General features: G+C 42.0%; 17 protein-coding genes. 5 read left to right on the top strand and 12 right to left on the bottom strand.

What is annotated here, in order from left to right:
* Positions 1 to 6: 6 nt before the first annotated feature.
* The 8 genes from AB9K32_RS14210 to AB9K32_RS14175 all read right to left on the bottom strand — a co-directional run bounded on the left by AB9K32_RS14210 (position 7) and on the right by AB9K32_RS14175 (position 15,655).
* Positions 7 to 2,421: an ABC transporter permease gene (locus AB9K32_RS14210; protein WP_252080956.1), complete on the bottom strand. Its 2,415-nt coding sequence runs from the start codon at positions 2,419 to 2,421 to the stop codon at positions 7 to 9.
* 29 nt (positions 2,422 to 2,450) lie between these two features.
* Complete coding sequence (locus tag AB9K32_RS14205) at positions 2,451 to 4,901, bottom strand: ABC transporter permease (protein ID WP_252080957.1); 2,451 nt, start codon at positions 4,899 to 4,901, stop codon at positions 2,451 to 2,453.
* 24 nt (positions 4,902 to 4,925) lie between these two features.
* Positions 4,926 to 7,358, bottom strand: coding sequence for an ABC transporter permease (locus AB9K32_RS14200; RefSeq protein ID WP_369885549.1), 2,433 nt, complete (start codon positions 7,356 to 7,358; stop codon positions 4,926 to 4,928).
* A gap of 47 nt (positions 7,359 to 7,405) precedes the next feature.
* The gene (locus AB9K32_RS14195; RefSeq protein WP_369885548.1) at positions 7,406 to 9,805 is read right to left on the bottom strand and encodes an ABC transporter permease; all 2,400 of its coding nucleotides are present in this window, start codon (positions 9,803 to 9,805) and stop codon (positions 7,406 to 7,408) included.
* Positions 9,806 to 9,827: 22 nt separating this feature from the next.
* Entirely contained in the window at positions 9,828 to 12,176 is a 2,349-nt protein-coding gene (locus AB9K32_RS14190) for an ABC transporter permease (protein WP_252080960.1), read from the bottom strand.
* Positions 12,177 to 12,289: 113 nt separating this feature from the next.
* On the bottom strand, positions 12,290 to 12,985 hold the full coding sequence (locus AB9K32_RS14185; protein WP_224836025.1) for an ABC transporter ATP-binding protein: 696 nt from the start codon (positions 12,983 to 12,985) through the stop codon (positions 12,290 to 12,292).
* 70 nt (positions 12,986 to 13,055) lie between these two features.
* A complete protein-coding gene (locus AB9K32_RS14180) occupies positions 13,056 to 14,306 on the bottom strand; it encodes an efflux RND transporter periplasmic adaptor subunit (protein ID WP_224836024.1) in 1,251 nt (416 codons plus the stop codon).
* 8 nt (positions 14,307 to 14,314) lie between these two features.
* Positions 14,315 to 15,655 (bottom strand): TolC family protein, encoded by a 1,341-nt coding sequence (locus AB9K32_RS14175; protein WP_369885547.1) that lies wholly within the window; start codon positions 15,653 to 15,655, stop codon positions 14,315 to 14,317.
* A gap of 203 nt (positions 15,656 to 15,858) precedes the next feature.
* On the opposite strand from AB9K32_RS14175, the gene AB9K32_RS14170 reads away from it, so the two are divergent.
* Genes AB9K32_RS14170 through AB9K32_RS14160 form a run of 3 tightly spaced genes read left to right on the top strand, consistent with a single transcriptional unit; the run spans position 15,859 to position 19,026 of the window.
* On the top strand, positions 15,859 to 17,223 hold the full coding sequence (locus AB9K32_RS14170) for a sigma-54-dependent transcriptional regulator (RefSeq protein ID WP_369885546.1): 1,365 nt from the start codon (positions 15,859 to 15,861) through the stop codon (positions 17,221 to 17,223).
* Positions 17,223 to 18,575, top strand: a complete 1,353-nt coding sequence (locus AB9K32_RS14165) for a PAS domain-containing sensor histidine kinase (RefSeq protein WP_224836021.1) — start codon at positions 17,223 to 17,225, stop codon at positions 18,573 to 18,575. Before AB9K32_RS14170 ends, AB9K32_RS14165 begins: the two co-directional genes overlap by 1 nt.
* Before the next feature lie 4 nt (positions 18,576 to 18,579).
* Positions 18,580 to 19,026 (top strand): 3-oxoacyl-ACP synthase, encoded by a 447-nt coding sequence (locus AB9K32_RS14160; RefSeq protein WP_224836020.1) that lies wholly within the window; start codon positions 18,580 to 18,582, stop codon positions 19,024 to 19,026.
* 9 nt (positions 19,027 to 19,035) lie between these two features.
* Here the strand turns inward: AB9K32_RS14160 and AB9K32_RS14155 are convergent, their stop codons facing one another.
* The 4 genes from AB9K32_RS14155 to AB9K32_RS14140 all read right to left on the bottom strand — a co-directional run bounded on the left by AB9K32_RS14155 (position 19,036) and on the right by AB9K32_RS14140 (position 21,223).
* Positions 19,036 to 19,638, bottom strand: a complete 603-nt coding sequence (locus AB9K32_RS14155) for a hypothetical protein (protein ID WP_224836019.1) — start codon at positions 19,636 to 19,638, stop codon at positions 19,036 to 19,038.
* Between the two features lie 148 nt (positions 19,639 to 19,786).
* Positions 19,787 to 20,146 (bottom strand): hypothetical protein, encoded by a 360-nt coding sequence (locus AB9K32_RS14150; RefSeq protein WP_224836018.1) that lies wholly within the window; start codon positions 20,144 to 20,146, stop codon positions 19,787 to 19,789.
* 42 nt (positions 20,147 to 20,188) lie between these two features.
* Positions 20,189 to 20,605 (bottom strand): GreA/GreB family elongation factor, encoded by a 417-nt coding sequence (locus tag AB9K32_RS14145; RefSeq protein ID WP_293298177.1) that lies wholly within the window; start codon positions 20,603 to 20,605, stop codon positions 20,189 to 20,191.
* 246 nt (positions 20,606 to 20,851) lie between these two features.
* Positions 20,852 to 21,223, bottom strand: coding sequence for a Fur family transcriptional regulator (locus tag AB9K32_RS14140; protein WP_224836016.1), 372 nt, complete (start codon positions 21,221 to 21,223; stop codon positions 20,852 to 20,854).
* A 153-nt stretch (positions 21,224 to 21,376) separates the two neighbouring features.
* Between AB9K32_RS14140 and AB9K32_RS14135 the strand changes: the two genes are divergently transcribed.
* Together AB9K32_RS14135 and AB9K32_RS14130 are read left to right on the top strand one after the other, a co-directional pair.
* Complete coding sequence (locus AB9K32_RS14135; protein WP_224836015.1) at positions 21,377 to 21,763, top strand: MerC domain-containing protein; 387 nt, start codon at positions 21,377 to 21,379, stop codon at positions 21,761 to 21,763.
* A gap of 133 nt (positions 21,764 to 21,896) precedes the next feature.
* Positions 21,897 to 22,148: a hypothetical protein gene (locus tag AB9K32_RS14130; RefSeq protein WP_338197436.1), complete on the top strand. Its 252-nt coding sequence runs from the start codon at positions 21,897 to 21,899 to the stop codon at positions 22,146 to 22,148.
* The last annotated feature ends 80 nt before the right edge of the window (positions 22,149 to 22,228 follow it).

Here is a 22,228-nt window from a genome sequence, read left to right as displayed (position 1 = left end):
GTATAATTATTCTGTCCGTAAACTTTTCACGGGATTGATCGAAGCTGCTTTTACGGTTCGTGACCCAACGGTAACCAATGCTATAAAAGAGGCTACAAGGCCGGCACCTACAAAAAACAACGGACTTAGATACACGTGCGAAGCATAGTTCTGTAACCATTCATGCAAAAAATACCATGCAATCGGTGTGGCAATTATAAAGGCCAGACCAACAAGTTTTAAAAAATCCTTGGTAAGCAAAAGTGCTACGGAGGAAACACTGGCCCCAACCACTTTTCGTACACCTATCTCCTTGGTTCTTTGTGCCACCACTAACATGGAGATGGCAAAAAGGCCTATACAGCTCAATAAAATGCCAAGTATACTCCCACTGGTAATTATTGTCGCCATTGTTTTTTCCCGGCGGAAAGTCCGATCTACGTTTTCATCCAAAAAAGACCCCAAAAACTCTGCTTGGGGCTCTATTTTTTTCCAAGCAGTTTTAATGGCTTCAAAGGAATTTGCCACATTATTTGGTGATACCTTCACATAGGCATAGTACAGGTCCCAATTTTTATCCATAAAAAGTGTGAGCGGCTCTATTTTTTTACCCACATCCTGAAAATTGTAATCTTTTATCACCCCTATTACAGAGTACACCACGTCTTCGTCCATGGGTATAGTGACCGCTAATGGGTCCTCTGCTCCCAATTGTTTTGCCATGGTCTCGTTTATGACCAAACTAAGACTATCGGTCTGGTGTTCCCTGTTGAACATTCGGCCCGTTATTATTTCCAGGTCTAAGGTCTCTGCATAGTCGTAATCAACAGTAATGGTATTTGTGACCACGCCACGCCCTTGGTAATCAAAACCCATCATACTGCTGGAAAGGCTTCCGTCCCGACCCAAACCAAGGTTGTTGTCCGCGCCGGTCACGCTTAAAATATCCGGGTTTCCCGTAAGTTCTTCCCGTAACAGTTGTACCACATTGTAACTCTGTTTTTTGCCATTTAAGGGTATAGAGATCACTTGTTCTTTGTTGTAACCCAAATCCTTGTTCCTCATAAAATCCAATTGACCGTTCAAAACCAAAGTTCCGCTGATCAAAATAATGGCTATGGCAAACTGCACTACAATGAGTCCATTACGCAATCTATTTTTACCAAGGTCTAATTTGCCTTTTAAGGCTTTCAGAGCACCCAATTTACTCATCAACAATGCCGGATATCCTCCTGCTATCAAGGTGATACAAAAAATAACCAGTCCAAAAATTAGGATTACTTCTGGTTGGGCAACATCGGCGAAAGTGGCCTTGGTATTAAAAAGTGTCTTAAATGGGTTCAATAGCATTTGGCTGACCATTAATCCCAGTACGATGGACAATGCAAAAACAAATAGACTCTCCATCCAAAACTGAAAGAACAATTGCTTTTGTATAGCGCCCAAGGTTTTACGCATGCCAACTTCCTTTAAGCGTTTCTCGCTAAGGGCAATGCTCATGTTTATAAAGTTTGCGCTAACTATAAAAATAATTACCATGGCAATGCACAAAATTATAATTGGAAATGTACGGTTCGCCTCCGCCACTCCGGTATTATAAGATACAAAGTGTAGATCGGTTATAGGTGTCAAATGGAATTGCTTGTAATGGCCTTCCGCATTGGGTTGTGCTCCATCCCTAATATCGCTTTCTATGCTTTCTTGGTAATGGAGCGAGGTAAAGGCCTCTGTACTCTGCTCAAACTGTATTGGATCCACTCCATTTTCCAATTGAAGATAAATTGGGTGGAACTGGGAATCCCAGCGATCAATGTTGGAAAGAAATTCCGGATGGTTCTCAAATGGAATCACTATCCCAAAATCGATGCTGCTATTGGCCGGGGTATCCTTTAAAATGGAAGCAATCGTAAATGGCTTTTCTTCTCGTCCGATTTTTATGGAAATCGTTTTTCCGACCACATTATCCACGGTGCCGAATATTTTTTTTGCGGTCTTAACGGTAATTCCAACAGAATTCTTCTCTGGCAAAGGATTTCTTGTATCATCCCACAAGGTTGGATAGGTAAAAATTTTAAAAAATTCCGGATCAACATACTCGGCATCCAAACTCAGCTCCTTGGTATTGTAGGTGACCAAAACATCCTCGCTCACAGTTCTTGCGATATATTTTATGCCAGCAACCTCCTCTTTAAGGGCTGGTGCCAAAGGAACAGGGTTGGACACACTTGCCTCTACTCCCCTTGGGGTTTGGTGGGATAAGTAAAGTTGATACGCCACATCTTTATTTTTATGGAACTGGTCGTAGGAAAGTTCAAAAAGTGCCGTCATTACCAAGAGAATGGCCACAGCAAATGCGGAGGTCAATCCTATCATATTGGATAAGGTAAATATTCTGTTCTTGATAAGATTTCTCCAAGCGATTTTTAAATAGTTCTTGAACATACTATAGTTTTTTGATTGATGATTTTCGACTATTCGTTCCTTAGGCTATCCACGGGGTTGATCTTTGCCGTTTTATAGGTTCTGGCGCTGATCACCGCAATGGCCACCAATACCATTCCTAAGCCACCGGACATAAATACCCACCAACTCATATTGGTTTTATAGGCAAAGTCCTGAATCCATTCTTGTATCAGGTACCACGAAATGGGCACAGAGATCGCAAAAGCAATTCCTACCAAAATCAAAAATTCCTTACAGAGCAATAGGTTCAATTGTGCAACATTGGCCCCCAACACTTTGCGAACCCCGATTTCCTTTACCCTGCGTTCCGTGGTATATACAACCAATCCCAAAAGTCCCATACAACTGATCAATATGGCCAATCCCGTAGCCCATTTTAGTAATTGAACCGTGCTTCTTTCGGTACGATAAAAATTCTTGACTATCTCATCCATAAACTGAAGACGCATTTCCTCTTCCGGATAAACTGTGGACCAAGCTTCCTCGATTTGTTTGATTGCAACGTCCCATTGTTCAGGATCTGGGCCCAGATCAAAATGCACACTATGGAAGGGCGAATAGTTGTCCCCGCCCCAATCCCCGGTCATTGCCATTGGGTTTATTCCTGATTTTAAAGAGCGTTGGTTAAAATCCTGCATAAGTCCTACTATCTGAATGTTCGTAGTGTCCAGTTTTAAAAATTCACCGACCACGTCCTCGGGGTTTTCAAACCCCATTTCCTTGGCAAAAGCTTCGTTTACGACATACTCCTGTATACTGTCGTTCAAACGATCACGACCAGATATGATGGGAATATTGTAGGTATCCAAATAATTTGCATCGCCCCACAGTATTTGAGTGGATTGATGCTTCTCAAGATCACCCTTAAAGTAATCGAGCACGGTGGACGTATAACTGTTCGAAGCCGGAGGGTCTCCTCCCAAACTAACTGAGGATAGTTGTTTGATTTCTTTTACTTGACTAAAAAAACGCTCTTTTTTAATCGCTGATCGATCGTTCCGTGGAACGGTAACAAATGCTACGGCATCGGTTTTAATGCCCATGTCGGTGTTCATTACATAATGCAGTTGTTTGGCCACCAAAAGGGTCCCGATGATAAAAACCTGTGCGACCACAAATTGAAAAACCGTTAAGGTCTTCCGCAATCGTACACCTTGATCTCCTTTGGAAAATTGACCTTTTAAAACGGATGCCGGTCGAAACCCGGATAGCACAAAAGCAGGATAAAACCCGGACAATATGGCTACCAGGACAACTAGACCAATAATTCCAAGTATCCCAACAAAGGAATAAAGCACGGAGAGTGAAATATCTCCAGGCAAAAAATCTGAGAATTGCCGGAGAAGAAAAGGTGCCAGTACCAGAGATAACGCTGCCGCTATACTGGTTAAAATGAATGATTCAAACAAAAACTGCCGAATCACCTGCTTTTTGGAGCTGCCCAGTGTTTTGCGTATTCCTATTTCTTTTGCCCTTGTGAGTGCTTGTGCCGAATTAAGGTTAATAAAATTGGCACATCCCAACAATAAAAGGAACAAAGCCACAAACCCTAAACTCTTTAGCACTTTTATACTCGCAACGTGTTCCGAATTATTGAAAGGATACTCAGCGTATTCCCCGCCAAAATGTATTTCGGAAAGGGGTTGCATAAGAAAGGTGCGTGTTTCGTTCTCGGCCCAAGGCGCTTTATTTTTATGTTCTTTGGCCAATGCATCCAAACGGGATCGTATGGCAACTATACTTGCCTCGTCCTTTATCTTAAAAAATAATTGGTTTCCTGAACTGGTACTGTTCCATTCATTATTTGTTTCTATATCGGGCAGGCCAAACATTTTGGCCGATGCCATGGACATAAACTCACTAAACCTTAAATCGCTGTTCTGGGTAAAATTGGCTACCACGCCCGTTACTTTTACCGGAATGGAATCGTTATACATCAACGTTTTACCAACAACAGTCCCAACTTCCGTATGCGGGAAGTATTTTTCTGCTGTTTTTCTTGTGAGTACCACTTGGGCAGCTTCGGCAAGTGCCGACTCCTTGTCTCCAGCAATCCAATCGTAGGTAAACAACTGAAAGTAGGTATTATCCGCTAAAATGGAGTTTTGAATGTTCTTAAATGTGAGGTCCAAGTTCTTGTTTTCAACTTTTGAAAAACTTGTGTTTCTAAAATGGGTGGCCAGTTCAACCCCTGTTGTTCCTTCTTGAAAAGTACGGGCCAACGGTAGGGCGACCCCTCGATTGGAAAACGTATTTCCGTGGGATTCCCACTCCGTCGTTAACCGGTAAATTCTGTCCTTATCTTTATGAAAGGTATCGAACGTAAAATCGTAATGGACAATTGAACCGATCACCATCGTAGCACAAACACCTATGGAAAGCCCCAGTACATTGATCAAGGAAAAGAGCTTGTTCTTTAATATACTCCGCAAAGCGATTTTAAGATAGTTTACGATCATTTTACTTTTTTAATTTGTTTCCTTTTATTCTGCCCTTAGGCTCTTCACCGGATTCACAATGGCTGCCTTTATACTTTGGTAGCTCACGGTTACAAGTGCAACGCCGACAGCCAACAATGCGGACAGGGCAAAAATCCACCATGGAATATCGATTCGGTACGAGAAATCCTGTAGCCAACGGTCCATGGCATACCAGCCCAATGGCAAAGCTATAACCACCGCAAGCCCCACCAGTTTTAAAAAGTCCGAGGACAAACGGTAAACTATCTGTCCCACGCCTGCTCCCAGTACTTTTCTTACACCGATTTCCTTTACGCGTTTTTGAGCATTGAATGTAGCTAGGCCCAAAAGTCCAAGACAGGCAATAATAATGGACAATATGGTGAAGATCATAAAAATCCTTCCCAGTCTTTGTTCCGCATCGTAGCTGGTGTTAAAAGAATCGTCCATAAAATAACTGTCGAATGGCTGGGTAGGCGCCATATTCCTCCAAATATTCTCAATTTCGGTAAGAGTTCGGGACACATCGCCTCCATTTAGCTTTATGGCCAAGTTGCTGGAAAATTCCGCTCCATTGAACAGAGCAAGAGCCCCTACTTCTTCTCTTAGTGTCTCAAAATGAAAGTCTTTTACCACTCCAATTACGGTTGATAAGGTGCCCTCTTCCAAATTATTTACAAATTGGGTTCCGATAACGGTTTCCGGTGTTTTTCCGAGTATGGAGACCGCTTTCTCGTTCACAATTATGGCCAATGAGTCTGTGGCGAATTTATCGAGATCGAAAGTTCGTCCGGAAACCAAGGAAAGTCCAATAGTATTCAAATAATCATCGTCCACGGCCCATTGTTGCATGTTGATGGATTTTTCCTGGCTGCGGTCTTCTGCCAACAAATAAGTGCCGCTGCTGCGGGCCGAAGGTGTGGGCAAAAAGCTGCTCAATGTGGCATTGTCTACTTGACTAAGTCGCAATACGGCATCTTTAAATGCTTGTTTTCTTCCTTCGAGTGCGTTTACTCCTCCTATGATCAACACTTGGTTCTTTCCATACCCCAGATCTTTGCCCTGGATAAATCTGAGTTGTTGAAATACGGTGAGTGTGCCCATGATCAAAAACACCGATATACTAAATTGCAGTATGACCAGGGCATTCCTTACCCTTCCACCGCCGATGGCGTTGTCCCCTTGCCCCTTAAGTACTTTTGCCGCTACAAAACGTGACATAAAAAAGGCAGGATAACTTCCGGAAAACAGACCAAGAACCAATGCGGCAATAATCAAAATCAGCCAAAAAATTGGATTGGAAAAAGGAACGGACAATTCTTTTCCTGAAAGCTCATTATAGAAAGGAATGGCAATATAGGCCACGATTATGGCAAATATCAGGGCTCCCATGGCGATAAGTCCAGACTCCGTTAAAAACTGACCAATCAATCCGCTGCGCTGGGACCCCAATGTTTTTCTAATTCCTACTTCTTTTGCTCGTTTTAGCGAATGCGCCGTGGAAAGGTTCATAAAGTTAACACTGGCCAATACCAGTAAAATAAGAGCAATGGCTCCTAGAATATACACGTTTTTGATATCGCTCACGGCACTGAACTCCGGGTTTCTTCCAGAATGTAAGTGAATGTCGGTCAAAGGAATGGTGGAATAGTTCACATAATTGCCTGAATCCAGAAATTGCTGTTCCGTAATGCCCGGAAAAAACCGCTGTGCGTAGGGAATCAAATATCTTCCCACCATGGCCTGTAACTCATTTTGTATGTCGGTTCCGGTGGTGCCGGGCACCAATTTTATGAAGGTAAAATAATTATGGTTGCCCCATTCGGCCAACTGGGCATCCTCATATCCGGACATGGCCAAGAAAAGAGGTTTGTCCTTAAAAATTGAGTTCTTCGGCAAGTCTTCCAGTACACCTGTTACGGTGTACATATCTTGATCATTGATCACAAGTGTTTTTCCTACGGCCCGATCTATGGGAAAGTGTTTTTCGGCAGCAGTTCTTGTAATCACCATTGTATTGGGCTCTGTCAATGCGGTTCGCTTATCACCATACAGCAATTCAATGCCGAACATATCGAAAAACGTAGAGTCGGCATAGGATACTTGGGGCTCCCGAACATTGTCTTTAGCGTTTTGGGAACGAATAAAAACACCTCCTATATTTCGAAACCTTGTGGCCATCTCCACTTGGGGTATGTCGTTTACCATGGCTCCTGCCATGGGTGCCGATACCTCGGCATTTTCTTCCGCTGCACCGCCGAACTTCATATCCGTATTGATGCGATAGATGCGTTCCGCGTCCGTGAACATTTTATCGTGGCTCAGGTCATCGTAAATGTAAAGGCCGAGCAAAAGCCCACCAGCCATTCCTATTGCTAATCCGAAAACATTGAGAAAGGTGAAGAATGGCTGCTTTTTAAGGCTTCTCCAGGCTATTTTTAGATTGTTCCTAAACATGGTGTTCGTTTTTGATTGATGTAGTTATTACTCCTACAGAATTGATGTTATTCTGTTCGTAAACTTCGGGCCGGGTTGGATTTTGCCGCCTTGATCGCCTGAAAACTTACCGTGATTATGGTTACGGCCATGGCCCCGATCATGGCCAGGACAAAAATCCACCATTTCAATATCACACGGTAGGGATACTCTTGTAACCACCCGTTCATTACATAATAGGCAATTGGCACTGCAATAAAGCAGGAAATGATCACGAGCTTTAAAAAGTCCTTGGACAACATGTTCCACACATTAAATACAGATGCTCCCAGCACTTTTCTTACCCCAATCTCCTTGGTTCGCTGTTCTGCCACAAAAGAGGTTAGTCCGAACAGTCCCAAACAACTGATCAAAATGGCCAGAGCGGTAAAAATTCCCGAAAGTCGACCAATGCGTTCCTCCGCTGCAAATTTTTCGCCATATTCCTCATCAACAAAATCATAATGAAAAGGGATATTTGGGAAGTGTTCTTTAAAAACCCTTTCGATTATCGCAATATTTTGACTGGCACTTTGGTTGGGGTTCAATCTCATATTATAATATGAGCCATTTCCGTGCCTGTCGAATACATACATACCTTGTTTTACTGGTTCGTATGGGGATTGGGCAATCATGTCCTGAACCACTCCAATGATCTTCATGGGTTCAAATGGGTCTTCGGTGTCGGAGTCCGTAATAAACTTGCCTACCGGGTCCTGGAGTCCCATATATTTTACGGCAGTTTCATTTATGAGCACGGCTGTGGAATCGGAAGCAAAATCTCTTGAGAAATCACGCCCTGCCACAATTTTTAAATTCAGGCTTTTTGCATACTCGGGAGATACCTCGGTCCATGCAAGATCTTCTTGAAATCCTTCTGGTTTTCCTTCCCATTTGAATCCGCTCCGATTGGACCAAATATTGGTTGTGGGTGCACTTGAAGTGGACATTTCTGTCACTGCTCCAGAGTTTGTGAACGCTTCCCGCATCAATTCAAACTTTCCCGTAAAATCTTCGCTCATGGTGGGCACTTGAATCAATCCTTCCTTATCGTAACCAATAGGTCTGTTTTTGGCATGATTGATTTGTTGCATTACGATTACAGTTCCGATAATAAAGGCCACGGAAACCGTAAACTGTACCACGACTAAGATTTTTCTTGGCAAGCCAGAGTGTTTGCCCGCCTTAAAGGTGCCCTTTAGAACATCTACGGGTCGAAACGAGGAAAGGTAAAGTGCCGGGTAACTGCCGGCCAGAAGCGCTGTGAACAATATAAATGCCAAGGAGGCGCCCCAAAATCCCAATGATAGCCAAGGAAACTCAATCTTTTTTCTGGCCAAATCATTAAATCCGTTTAGAGATAGCACAACGATCACAATAGCGATAAAAAAAGCAAAAAGCACAACTAAAAAGGACTCGCCCAAAAATTGATTGATCAACTGGCCCCGCTGTGATCCTATTGATTTTCTGATGCCTACTTCCTTCGCTCTTTTCTCGGATCGTGCGGTACTAAGGTTCATAAAATTGATACATGCCAACAAAAGGACAAAAACACCGATTATCCCGAACAACCATACATATTTTATTCTGCCACCGACCTGCTTTCCGTTCTCGAACCGAGATCGTAAGTGCCAGTCTTCCATTGGCAGCAAAAACAATTGAGGATTAAATTCAACGGTGTCCTCGTTCAGGTTTTTCTTAACATTCCGAATCTTTTCAGTTACGGTTTCCATCGTTGTATTGTCGGCTATCTGAACAAACATTTGAAACGAGTTGTTCCCCCATTGGTCCTCGGCATTTTTTATCCATTCGTTGATGGATACGTATTTATCCCAAGGCATTAAAAAATGAGTGTCGTTAAAAGATGTATTGAAAGGAATATCCTCGTAAACCGCTGTTACCATCATGTCGTATTGACTGTTTACCTCTATAGTTTTGCCAATAGGGTCTTCATTTCCAAAAAGTGCTTCTGCGGTAGATTCGGATAGCATAATGGAATTAATTTCCCGAATTCCGTCCATTTCGCCCTTTAAAATGTTTAAGTCCAACATTTCGGGCGCTTCCCTTTGTGTAAAGTTTCCTTCTCTGGAAATACTGGTTTCTTTATACTTTAGATACTGGGGCGTGGTCCATGAAGACATCACCATATGTTTAAAATTATCCATATAACTTTCCCGAAATGCCATTTCCAAAGGGCGTGGTATCGCAGGGCCTGTTCCGGTTTCACCGTTAAAGGTCTGTGATTGGAACACCTGGGCTATCCGGTTTTTATTGGAAAAGTAGCTGTTGTGCGAAAGCTCGTCCATGATCCACAGCCCTATGATCAGGGCTACGGCCATGCCAAGGGCCAGACCTCCTACATTGATTATGGTATATCCCTTGTTCTTGGTAAGGTTCCTCCAGGCAATTTTTAGATAATTCTTAAACATGATCGATGGTTTTTTGATTGATTTATTCTGAACGTAAACTTTTTACCGGGTTGACCCTGGCCGCATTTATGGCCTGAAAACTTATGGTCACCAAGGCAATGATTATGGCAATGGCCCCTGCTATGGCAAATGCCCAAGCATTTATGGAAATACGATAGGAATAGCCCTCCAGCCAATTCTGCATTAAGAACCAGGCCACTGGAACGGCAATGATTATGGCCATGAGCACCAAACGCATAAAATCTTTGGACAGTAGGCCAACAATTCCGGTTACACTAGACCCCAACACCTTACGTACACCAATTTCCTTTCTACGTTGGTCTGCGGTAAAGGCCGACAGCCCGAACAATCCCAAACAGGAGATGAATATGGCCAGCAATGCAAAAATTTGCGAAAGGCTTCCTATTAATTTTTCGCTCTTAAATTTGGCATCGTAAGCATCATCCACAAATTCGTATTCAAAAGGAAAAGCTGGGTTGAACTTTTTCAATGATGCCTCCATAGTTGCCAAAGCCGTTGCCGTTGCTATACCGGATTTGGCCTTCACATACATAAAACGGGCTTCGCTCGGGTCGTTAAAAAATATAACGGGGTCACTGGTTCCGTACATATCGTCGTATAAATAATCTTTCACCACCCCGATTACAGGATAGTCCTCTTCCACGGTTTTACCAATGGCACTTCCACTCCCCATCAATTTTGCAAAAGATTCCGTCACGATGATATTGGTACTGTCCTGAGCGGGATTTTTACTGAACCCTCTTCCTTCAATAATTTCCATTCCTGCGGTATTGAAAAAATCGGATGTGATATTCCTCACCGAAACCAGGACATTTTCGGTATCTACGCCCCCCTGCCATTTGAGCCCCGATGTATTGTTGCCCCCGGAAAGGATGTCGGAATTGTTCAGCCCGATGCTTTCTATATTGCCCGATGCCTTCATTTCCTCTTCAATAGGAACAAAATTTTTGATCATATCCCCGGTCACTGGTATTTTGACCAAGTTTTCCTTATCATAGCCCAAATCGCGTGCTTTTACATGCTGTATCTGTTGGTAAACGATAATGGTACTGATAATGAACACAATGGAAACTACAAATTGGGCGGCGACCAATCCTTTTCTAATGAATGCTGCGCTCCCTTTTGTTATTCGTGCCCCTTTTAGCACCTCCACTGGCATAAAAGAGGACAAATAAAAGGCTGGGTACCACCCTGCAACAATACCACATACCAATGTAATGCCGGCCAGAGTAAGTAAATGGACAGGGTCCAAAAGCCGTAGCTCCAATTGCTTATCGATAAGTATATTAAATTGCGGCATCAGTAATTTTAACAACAGTATGCTCACAAAAGTGGAGATGGTTGCGGTTATTATAGCTTCTGCCATGAATTGTGAGATCAACCCCTTTCTTCCGGACCCCAATACTTTTCGCACTCCAACCTCGTTGGCCCGCTTTTCGCTACGGGCAGTTGCCAAGTTCATGAAGTTGATACAGGCGATCAACAATATAATGATCGCGATAAGGCTGAACAGCCGAACGTAGGTAATTTGGCCTCCGACGTTTTTTCCTCCTTCAAAAGTGGACCTTAAATGCCAATCTTTCATTGAGAACAAAAAGGCAACGGTTTCATCGTCTTCTGTCTTTTCGGGAAGTATTTGCTTCACTTTCTGATTGACAACATCAAAATTTGCTTCGGGAGATAGTTCAACAAAAGTGTCAGAAAAATTAGCTCCATATTCCTTCATCCAATCCTTCCCTTTGGCAAAACGTTCAAAAGGAGCTACCCAATCAAAACCATAGGTCACGTTTTTGGGCAAATCTTCGTATACCCCCGAAATCGTATAATTGGTATCGTTATTTATTTTAACCACTTTACCAATGGCAGAAGAATTTCCCCCAAATAATTGCTTTGCAGTTTCTTGTGAAATGATGATGGCATCCACCTCATTGAAAGCGGTTTCCAGGTTGCCTTCAACAAAATTTAAGCTGAACATGCTCAAAAAATCAGGATCTGCAAATCGTCCGTATTTATTGACCGATATTTCATTTACCCTAAATAAAAGATCTTCGCCTTTTGTTCTAGCAGCACCAATAATACCGGGTACTTCCTGTTTCAAAACTTCGGCCAACGGACCGGGAGTGGCCTCAAAAAAGGTTCTCCACTCGCCATCGTACTGCTGATTGGTAGGTATATAATACACCACATCCTGTTTCGCAAAATTCTTATCGTACCCTACCTCATCCTCTACCCAGAGCAAGATCATGGCGGCACATGTAATGCCGATAGTCAGTCCAAAAATGTTCAGCATGCTATAGCCTTTATTTTTCCAGAGGTTTCGCCATGCGATTTTTAGGTTGTTCTTGAACATGATTATGGTTTTGATTTATTTGATTGTTTTTTTGATTGACCCTTTGCTTCGACTACCTGGCTGCGGCAGTCTGGCGCTCGACATAAACTCGATCAGGGCAGGTGAATAAACTCCTATACCATACTTTTCATAGGTTTGTTTTGGCTCTCGGTCACAATTTGACCGTCAAATAGGTTAATGACCCTATGCGCATAGTGTGAGTCGCGATCGGAGTGAGTTACCATTACAATAGTGGTCCCTTCTTGGTTGAGTTCGGTCAACAGGTTCATTACCTCTATTCCGTTTTTGGAATCCAAGTTACCGGTCGGCTCATCCGCCAATATCAATTTTGGATTGGTTACTACTGCTCTTGCTATGGCCACCCTTTGTTGTTGCCCTCCGGATAGCTGTTGTGGAAAATGTTTTTCCCGATGTGCGATCTTCATCCGTTCCAAAACTTTCAACACCTTTTCCTTGCGTTCAGCTTTGTTCATCTTAAGGTAGATCAAGGGTAGTTCTACATTCTCAAAAACCGTTAGCTCATCGATCAGGTTAAAGCTCTGGAAAACAAATCCGAGATTTCCTTTTCTAAGTTGGGTACGCTGGCTTTCTTTTAGGCCGCCGACTTCGTGTCCGGCAAAATTGTAACTTCCCTCGGATGGATTGTCCAGCATGCCGATAATATTCAACAGGGTTGATTTACCACATCCAGAAGGGCCCATGATTGCGACGAATTCACCTTCTTCCACTTTTAGATTTACGCCGTTAAGCGCCAAGGTTTCCACTTCTTCCGTTCGAAAACTCTTTTTTAGGTTTGTTATCTGTATCATTTTTGATGGTTGTTTTTTTCGATTTATTGTAAAGACTGTTCGTTTTTGATGATTGTTACATAGGCTTGGATCATTTCAATACGATCCGCTCGGCATCGCCAAAACTATCGTAGTTGCTGGTAATGACCTGTTCTCCTGGCTGAAGCCCTTCCAAGACCTCATAATATCTTGAGTTTTGTTTTCCCAATCTTATGTTTCGCCTAATGGCTTCGTTCCCGTTTGGGTCTACAACAAAAACCCATTGTCCTCCGGTGCTTTGGAAAAATCCTCCTTTCGGCAATAAAAGCGCATCGTTGGACTCCCCTAGTTGTAATCTGATATTGTAGCTCTGTCCGGCACGGATGGTTTCTGGCTTGTCATCCACAAAGACCAGATCCACCCGGAACCTTCCGTTTCTCACCTCAGGGTACACTTTTCGCAATCGCAATTTGTATTCGTTCCCATTACGCTCCAAAGTGGCCGAAAGATCTCTTTTTACGCGATCTATATAATGTTCGTCTATATCCGCTTCAATTTTAAAATCGGTAAGTACATTAATTTGCCCTATGCGTTGTCCCTGTGAAATATTTTGCCCTATTTCAGCATCCAAAAAACCCAATTGTCCGTCGGCGGGGGCGCGAACATTTAGGTGGTCCAAGCGATCATAGACCATGGAAAGTGTTTTTTGCATCCTTGCGAGGTCGGCATCCAATCCAGTTAATGATGTTTTGCGCAATTCATCGTCCTGCTCTGTTTGGAGCTTAACAATATCGTATTGTTTTTTGGCCAGTTCGTAGTTTTCTTTGGACAGTAGGTAGGTTTCCTTGGATATTAGTTCGTCTTTGAACAATTCTTGGTTCTGCTCGTAGTTACGTTTTAAGCGTTGGAGATCGTACTCTGCTGTGGCCAAGGACCTTCTACCTTCTACCTGTCTGGAATCAAAAGTGAGCTTGGTAGATCGTAGATCGTTCTGTTTTAGGGCCAAGTTACTTTCACTGGCCAAAATTTGTTCGTACAGGGCCATGTTTTCCAGTCTTAGGATAATGTCCCCCTTTTTTACCATGGAGCCTTCCTCTATCAGTTTTTCGGAAACCCGTCCGCCTTCGTAGGCATCCATATAAATAGTAGCTATCGGCGCCACATTACCATTAATGGTAATGTAGTCGTCAAACTTGCCATCGGTAACCGTGGAAAGTGATAAACGTTCTTTTTCGGTTCTAAAAGTGGACATGGAACTGGCAAATACCAATTTATAACCAACAAACAATAGTAATATCCCCAAAGCGATGTAGCCGTAGTGTTTGAGTTTAAGTCCTTTCTTTTTTTCTAATTGTATATCCATGGTATGTTTTAGTTGATATTGAAAATGGGCAGCCCGTTATAAAAATCTATGGTGCTTTGATTTACTTTAAGTCTTAGGCCTACTTGCAGGTTCTGGTTCTGTGCAACTCCGTACAGATTTTTTGCCTGAAAAAGTTCCAATGCGTTGATCAGTCCTTTTTCGTAACGTTTTTGTGCAATGTCAAACGCAATTTTTTGAGATTCCACTTGTTTGGCACTCTGTTCGTACTCGGCAATTAAGGCCCTGTTGTCCTGCACCAATTGTTGTAATAATTGTAATAGTTCCTGCTCTTGTATCTCTAAATTGTTTTTGGCCTGCATATAGGCTATTTTCTGTTGCTTTACCCGTGAGTGATTGGACCATCCACTACTGATCGGAATGTTCAATTGCGCTCCTACAAATTTGGACTGATTGTCCGTAAACTGTGTTTTAAATGGAATCACCTCTCCGTTCTGATCCACGTTCGTTTCGAAATAACTGGTGCCGTAACCCGCAAATAAAGATAAAGAAGGATATAAGGAGCCCCTTGTGGCCTGCATTTGCTTTTTTGCTGCCGTGACCCGGTATTCCTGTGATTTTACCAACGGCACAAAATCTCTTGCTGTTTTGTACAGCGAGTCCAGGGAAATCCGCTCTTCCATGGCCGCCATTTCCTGGCCCATGGTTTCCTGCAGTTGTATATCGGACGCTCCGGTCCAGTTCATTTCTTGGATCAATACCAGTTTGGCATTGGTAAGTTGGTTCCTGTTTTGGGTCAATAACAGTTTATCCCCCAATAGATTGGATTCTGCTTCGTAAAGATCGGCGCCGGCCATCAAGCCCAATTCCACCTGCTTGGCCACCAAGTCGTAATTTCCTTGCGAAATTTCGAGCTGCTCCAGGGAATTGGCCACCAACCCTTCAAAAAACTTAATATCGTAATACGCGCTCATTACCCTAAAGGCCAACAAAAATTTTTCCTGTAATATATCTTCTTGGGTAGCCTTGTAGATAAATTTGGATGCGCGGATGGTATTCAATTTTTGAAAGCCCCGGAACAGATCCAAATTGGCGTTGAGTGAATAATTATTGCTAAAAAAATCCGTGTTCACAAAATCGTTGGTCTGTGGGTCTGCGGACCTACCGTATCGAATGGTGTAGTCGGCCGAGCCAGAAACAGTAGGCAACAAATCCCTGACCGACTGTCTGTAAGATTCTTTGCTGGAATCATTATTATATGTAGTGTTCTTTACCTGTAGATTGTGTTCAATGGCATAGTCCACACATGCTTCCAAAGTCCACAACTTTTGCGAGAACGCTACCACGGATGTGATAAGAAATAATGATGTTATGTATGTTTTTAATCTCATAATGATATCCTGTGCCAAATTCAAGGCTATTCTTGTGCCAAAATAAATTATTGCTGATTACCAGACAGTTGTGTCCGTAAAGTTATAATATGCTTGAATGAGGTGTAAAAATTTTGTACAAAATTTGTCCAAATATTTTACACTTTTGGCATTTGTACTCTGGCATTTACTAGTTTTAAAAAAGAATAGGAAATAGTAGTCTTATGGTCGATGCCAATATTTTAGTGGTTGATGATAACAAAAGCGTACTGAGTGCTTTGGAAATTCTTTTGCAGTTTGAGTACAAAAGCGTCCAAACGATATTCAATCCCAACCAGATCACCTCTTTTCCAAACTTGGAAAAAATAGACATTGTGCTTCTCGACATGAATTTTTCTGCCGGTGTCAACACCGGGAACGAAGGACTGTTCTGGCTCAACGAGATAAAAAAACGATCCCCGGACACCTCAGTAATAATGATGACAGCCTATGGAGCGGTGGATTTAGCGGTAAAGGCCCTGAAGCAAGGAGCGTCCGACTTTGTATTGAAGCCATGGAACAACGAACGTTTAATGACTACCGTAAAATCCGCCCATGAGCTTAGAAAGTCCAAACAAGAAATAAATAAGCTCAAGAAAAAAGAGAACCATCTAAAACAGGTCATTAACGAGGGAAGAAATTATATTATCGGCCAATCCAAAGCACTTACCACGGTGTTGAACTTAGTGTCAAAAGTGGCAAAAACGGACGTTAACGTACTGATTACCGGCGAAAACGGCACTGGAAAGGAACTAATTGCTCGTGAGCTGCACAGATTATCGACCCGAAAAGAAGAAGTTTTTATTCCGGTAGACATGGGGTCCATAGCCGAAAACTTGTTCGAAAGTGAACTTTTTGGGCATGTTAAAGGATCATTTACCGATGCCAAAGAAGATAGGGCGGGTAAATTCGAGGCCGCACACCAAGGTTCGCTTTTTTTGGATGAGATTGGTAACCTTTCCCTACAAATGCAGGCAAAACTATTGTCCTCCATCCAAAACAGAACAGTGGTAAGGGTAGGCTCGAACAAACCTATCGATGTGGATATTCGGCTTATCTGTGCCACTAATTGCAATTTGGAGCAGATGGTCGCCAATGGATTGTTCCGCGAAGATCTATTGTACCGCATCAATACCATTCATATCGAAGTCCCCCCCCTCAGAGATAGGGATGATGATATTTTAGTGTTGGCAGACTTTTTCCTTAAAAAATTTGCCCATAAATATGATAAAGGGGGGCTAAGGATAAATCAAACTGCACAGGAAAAACTCCTGGAATATGCATGGCCAGGCAATGTTCGTGAATTACAACATACCATGGAACGAGCGGTTATCCTATCCGATGGCAATGTTTTAAAGCCTTCGGATTTTCTGTTGCACGCCAAGCCCATGCAATCTATGGACAACGAGCCTATGACCCTAAACGAGATGGAACAGCAAATGATTCTGAGGGCGCTGGAACAAAATGAAGGAAACTACAGTGCGGCCGCGGAGCAACTGGGCATCTCGAGACAAACGCTCTACAATAAACTGAAGAAAAAAGGTGACTGATGGCAAGTAGAAACTTTTATATTCAAATGATCATACGGGTGTTATTTCTCACCTTTACTGCACTTGTTCTGGCATTCTCAGTATCTAAACAATGGTATTTTACTTTAGGTATCTCTGCCGTCGCTTTGATTTTACTCGTGTTTTCCCTGATCACTTTTTTAAACCGCACCAACCGAAAAATCGCTTACTTCTTCGATGCAATAAAAAACGAGGATTTTACGCTACGTTTTCCCGAGGGCGTTACCATTGAATCTTTTAAAGAGCTGAACAAAAGCCTAAACCGGGTAAATGGTTTAATACAAGAAGTACATGTACAATTACAGGTCAGGGAGCAGTACTATCAAGAAATATTGAAACAGGCCAGTATTGGTATAATGACCTATAATGACAAGGGACATATTCTATTTGCCAATCCTACCCTGGAACAACTATTGGACTACACTCCCTTAAACCACATAAAACAGCTCAAACAAGTGGACGAAAATCTATATCGGATTTTTAAAAATTTTAAGCCCTTTGAGCGCAAATTGTTTCAGTTGACCAACGAACGGGAACAAACCCAATTGGCATTAAAATCGACACACTTGTCCTTGGATGGACAGTCTTTGCTGTTGGTAGTAGTTCAGGATATCCATAAAGAACTGGATGAAAAAGAGACTGAATCTTGGGTGCGGCTTATCCGAGTGCTTACCCACGAGATCATGAACACCATTACGCCCATTGCCTCCATATCGGACTCCATTATTAAATATTATAGAAAAGGAGGGAAAATTACACCAATGGCAGAGTTGGAGGAAAGTCAGATAAACAATACTTTGAAAGGGCTGGAAGTGATCAAAGAACAAGGAAGCGACCTAATGGATTTTGTACAATCTTACCGTAGCCTTCTGCATGTGCCCGAACCCAATAAATCGTTGGTCAAGGGCAAAGACCTCTTGGAAAAGATCAATGTGCTCATGTCTGCAAGATTATTGGATGGGGAAAGCGAGTTCAAGGTGTTTTGCAAGCCCGAAGATTTAGAATTTTATATTGATGAAAAGCAAATAGGCCAGGTCTTGATCAATTTGGTCAAAAATGCGCTTCAATCCGTAGAGTATGCCGATAATGGTAAGGTCCATGTAATGGCCGGCATAGACACCAATGGCTCCAAATATATTGAGATACTGGACAATGGCCCTGGAATTTCTCCCGAAATGATGGATGAGATCTTTGTTCCCTTTTTTACCACAAAAAGCGAGGGGACAGGTATTGGTCTAAGCCTATCCAAAAGAGTAATGCAATTGCACGGCGGAAACATACAGGTACGGTCCATTCCCAAAAAGGAAACCGTTTTTCGACTAACTTTTGCGTAACAATATGGTGAAAGAAGAGCTTTTAAAATTCTGCAGGAACTTTGTTGAAGAAAGAACGGCCCGGCTTAAAAAGCAAAGCGATGGCCTCCAAGAATCCTTAAGTTCCGAGACCAAAAGTTCTGCAGGTGACAAGCATGAGACCGGGCGGGCCATGGTGCAACTGGAACAGGAAAAGCTGGCCCAACAATTACAAGAACTTGAAGCTACCCGGAGCATTCTCCATAAAATTAAGATTGATGCGCCTTCTGGTAAAATACGGTTGGGCTCCTGTGTGGAAACCAGTATGGCCCACTATTTTATTGCCATTTCTGCTGGAGTGTTCGAACAAGCAGGAGAGAAATTCTATTGTATTTCGACAAGTGCGCCCATTGCCCAATTACTTATGGGAAAGGAAAAAGGAGACACTTTTATTTTTAATGGAAATACGCACCAAATTACCAAGGTTGGCTAAAAGATTGTTTTAGGAATCCTCCTCCACAAGTTTCATTCCCGAACTTTTTTCGCGCTTAAAAACTATCACGATAAAGAGTATTCCAATAATGATCAAAAACACAATTTCCAGAGTGGACAACAACTGGTTCATGCCAAGAGATCTCTTGGAGCGCTGTGTCAATTGTTTTCCTTCGGACAATTGCACTGCAGAAAGTTCATCAAGATTGTTGCTAATGCTGTTCAGTACGGAAATAATTTTTTCTTTGTTGCCCTGATCGTCCTCCAATCTTTTTAGGGCCGCGTAATTTTCCCTTAACTCTTCCAAATGTAGGGATTCATCAATGGTCAATTCGGTATTGGCGAAATCCACTAGGATGTTCTTGATATCCGGATGCTGAGGCATTTTATCCAAATAAACCGCATTGTTCGCCAAAAACAATTCCTTTTCGTGGAAATAATTGTTAAGGGTATAAATATATTCCTGGACCACCAAACGATCTTCAAAAACCGAATCTACTCCTTGTTCCACGGTAGAAAAGTTTCTGTTGTTCAACCGGTTGGAAGCAAGTACCAATAAAAATGCCGCCGCCAATATAAATCCCGAATTAATACGTTGTTTTATGTTACCCATTGTGGCATTTTGTTTTTAAAGTGTTCAAATTCTGGTTGTTCCGATAATACACATTCATTTTAAAATGAAAAATCCGCCCAGCCTTGCTAACCATTCATGAGCAAACCTAATAGCTTTTAGCTGAGCGGAAAACATCACAATCAAGCAATTATAATACACTCAACTCGCCAGACTCAAGTGCATTTTTTAAATTTGCTTTTACCACTGAATGGCTATTAAAAAATCTTTTGCCATCTGTTTTTTTAAGTTTTACCTCTACCACACCATCTTTGGTCTCTTGGATCTCGGTTACAACCACCTTGTTGCCGACCACTTTTTTAAAATCCGCTATCCCTCCTTTTTTAATAATGAAGTTGGCCCTGGGAAAATCAATGTGTTTAAATTGTGGCATGTCCGGCTTGCCGATCTCTAGTACATCGCCAACCTTGATATCTTGTGGTGTTACATTCTGTGCATGAATATTTACGGATGCTACCGCCATCAAAAATGTGAAAAGTAAAATTCTCATATCTATACTATTTAAGGTTAATAATTAAATGCCCAGTTCTTTTTAGACTTCAAAACTCGAGGATAATCGATGGTTTTTTGCCACATCAACAATCCTAAAGGATTGAACATCTGAAGGAAATCCAAATTGGATATGATCATCTACTGCATGTCCTACCAAATTGGCCCCGACCATACTCACTACTGAAACGGTTTTTTTATTGATATCGCCTTGGATGGATGGAACGAGTTGAAAAGTTTTCCGTGCTCCATATGTCGATTCCACTGTTACTTGAGAGTTTAATCGAACCACATCGTCCGGCATATCCATTTCATCTTCGACCATTGCCATTCCAATTTTTTCGCTCAACCGCTCCAGTGCATCTTTATGAGAGTAGTCCTCATAATACCTATAGAAAATAAGCAATTTTTTTAAGGTAACAAAGTCCTTTTTCTCCAAAATCAGCCTTCCATATTTCATTCTCAGTACTTAGCGAACAGGACACGAATCGCATCCAATATTTGGCAGAATAGAGCAAAGTATATGCCACAGGAAAGCATTGTTAAATATTGTTAGTTTTATGTTGCTGACTACCAATTATTTACAATATGTTGATGTTGAAGAGATCTTTAGTAAATCGGGTAAAAAATACCCAGGTGGAACATTTTGACCCGGTCAAAGTTGCCGGTTAAACTGCTAGAGAAATATTGCCCGCATAAAAGTTTGTTATGCACAGTTTCCACAAACCCCGGTAACTACACAATTGGCCTTTTCCATAACGTAACCAGCTGGCAATTTGATCTGTATTTCTTGATCTAAACAGGATATCGTGTCGCACGAAGTGCACCTAAAATGAAAATGGTGCTCCATAGGATCGTTTTGTTTGCACTTCTGAATAGCAAAGTATTGCTTTCCATCTTCTGCCACAATGCTATGCACCAATCCGTCTTCACAAAACTGGTTCAATATTCTATAAACGGTCGCCCTATTGATATCCAAATCTACCATACCCATGATTACATCATGGCTAATGGCCTCATCGCTCTTCAAAAGAATATCCAACACGGCTTGTTTTGATGGTGTATTTCTTCTTTTCATAAATTTATCGCGACTTTGTTGCAATAATATAAATTATTCATAATTTTGACAAAAGTTTTACGACCATCCTATAAGGATGGACAATATACAGCAGCTAAACACTTGTATCGGTTTTGGTGTTGTCGTAAAACAGCGAACCATTAAATACAATATATGAAAGCAAAAACACAAACTTACGATATTATAGCTATGACAAGTTCACTGATATGCGCAATACATTGTGCCGCTGTTCCCATTCTATTGTCGTTCTCGTCTTTGTCCAGCCTGCACTTTTTGCACAACCCAATTATCGAGTGGTCCTTTATTGGACTTGGAATTGTATTTGTATTCATATCGCTCTGGCCAAGCTATAAAAAAGCGCATCACAATTCAAGGCCATTGCTTATCGCGGCTGTTGGTTTCGGAATTATTGCCCTAGGACGACTGGATTTTAGCGAAGCTTGGGAAACGGTCAACACTGTAAGCGGTGCCATCTTGGTTTCTGTGGCCCACTTTGTCAATTGGAAAATTATGCCCTCAAAAGCTGACCACAAACACTGACCATTTTCAACTTTTATTCTTTGCCCCTTCAACTTTAAGGCCTCTTTAACATTATTTATAATAACTTTATTGCCTTATGCAACAAGGCTACGTAAAACAAGGGATCGGCTTACTCTTTTTAACCATTTTTTTAATGGTCAAAATGGCTGGACTCCATGTTTTGGTCCACGATGAAGACCAAGACCAGTACGCCCACTGCATTGTTGGTGACCATATTATAAAAACACAACAGGCACCGGAAATTACACCATCGGCCACGGCATATGACCTTTTAGTTGAAGAACCCAGGCCCAAAAAACAAATATCACAGGCATATAGATTTATTACTGTTGGTATTTTAGCTTCCAGCCAGCTTTTCTGCAGGCCACCACCACTCACCACATAGTACCTCAATATTTTCTGTTTATTGGTAATGGCGAGTGCATTTGCGCATATTTCTCCAAAACCAATGGTCGTAAACTATAT

The sequence above is a fragment of the Allomuricauda sp. XS_ASV26 genome (assembly GCF_041224615.1).
Taxonomy (GTDB): Bacteria; Bacteroidota; Bacteroidia; order Flavobacteriales; family Flavobacteriaceae; genus Flagellimonas; species Flagellimonas alginolytica.
This window is presented reverse-complemented; position numbering and strand designations above follow the sequence as displayed.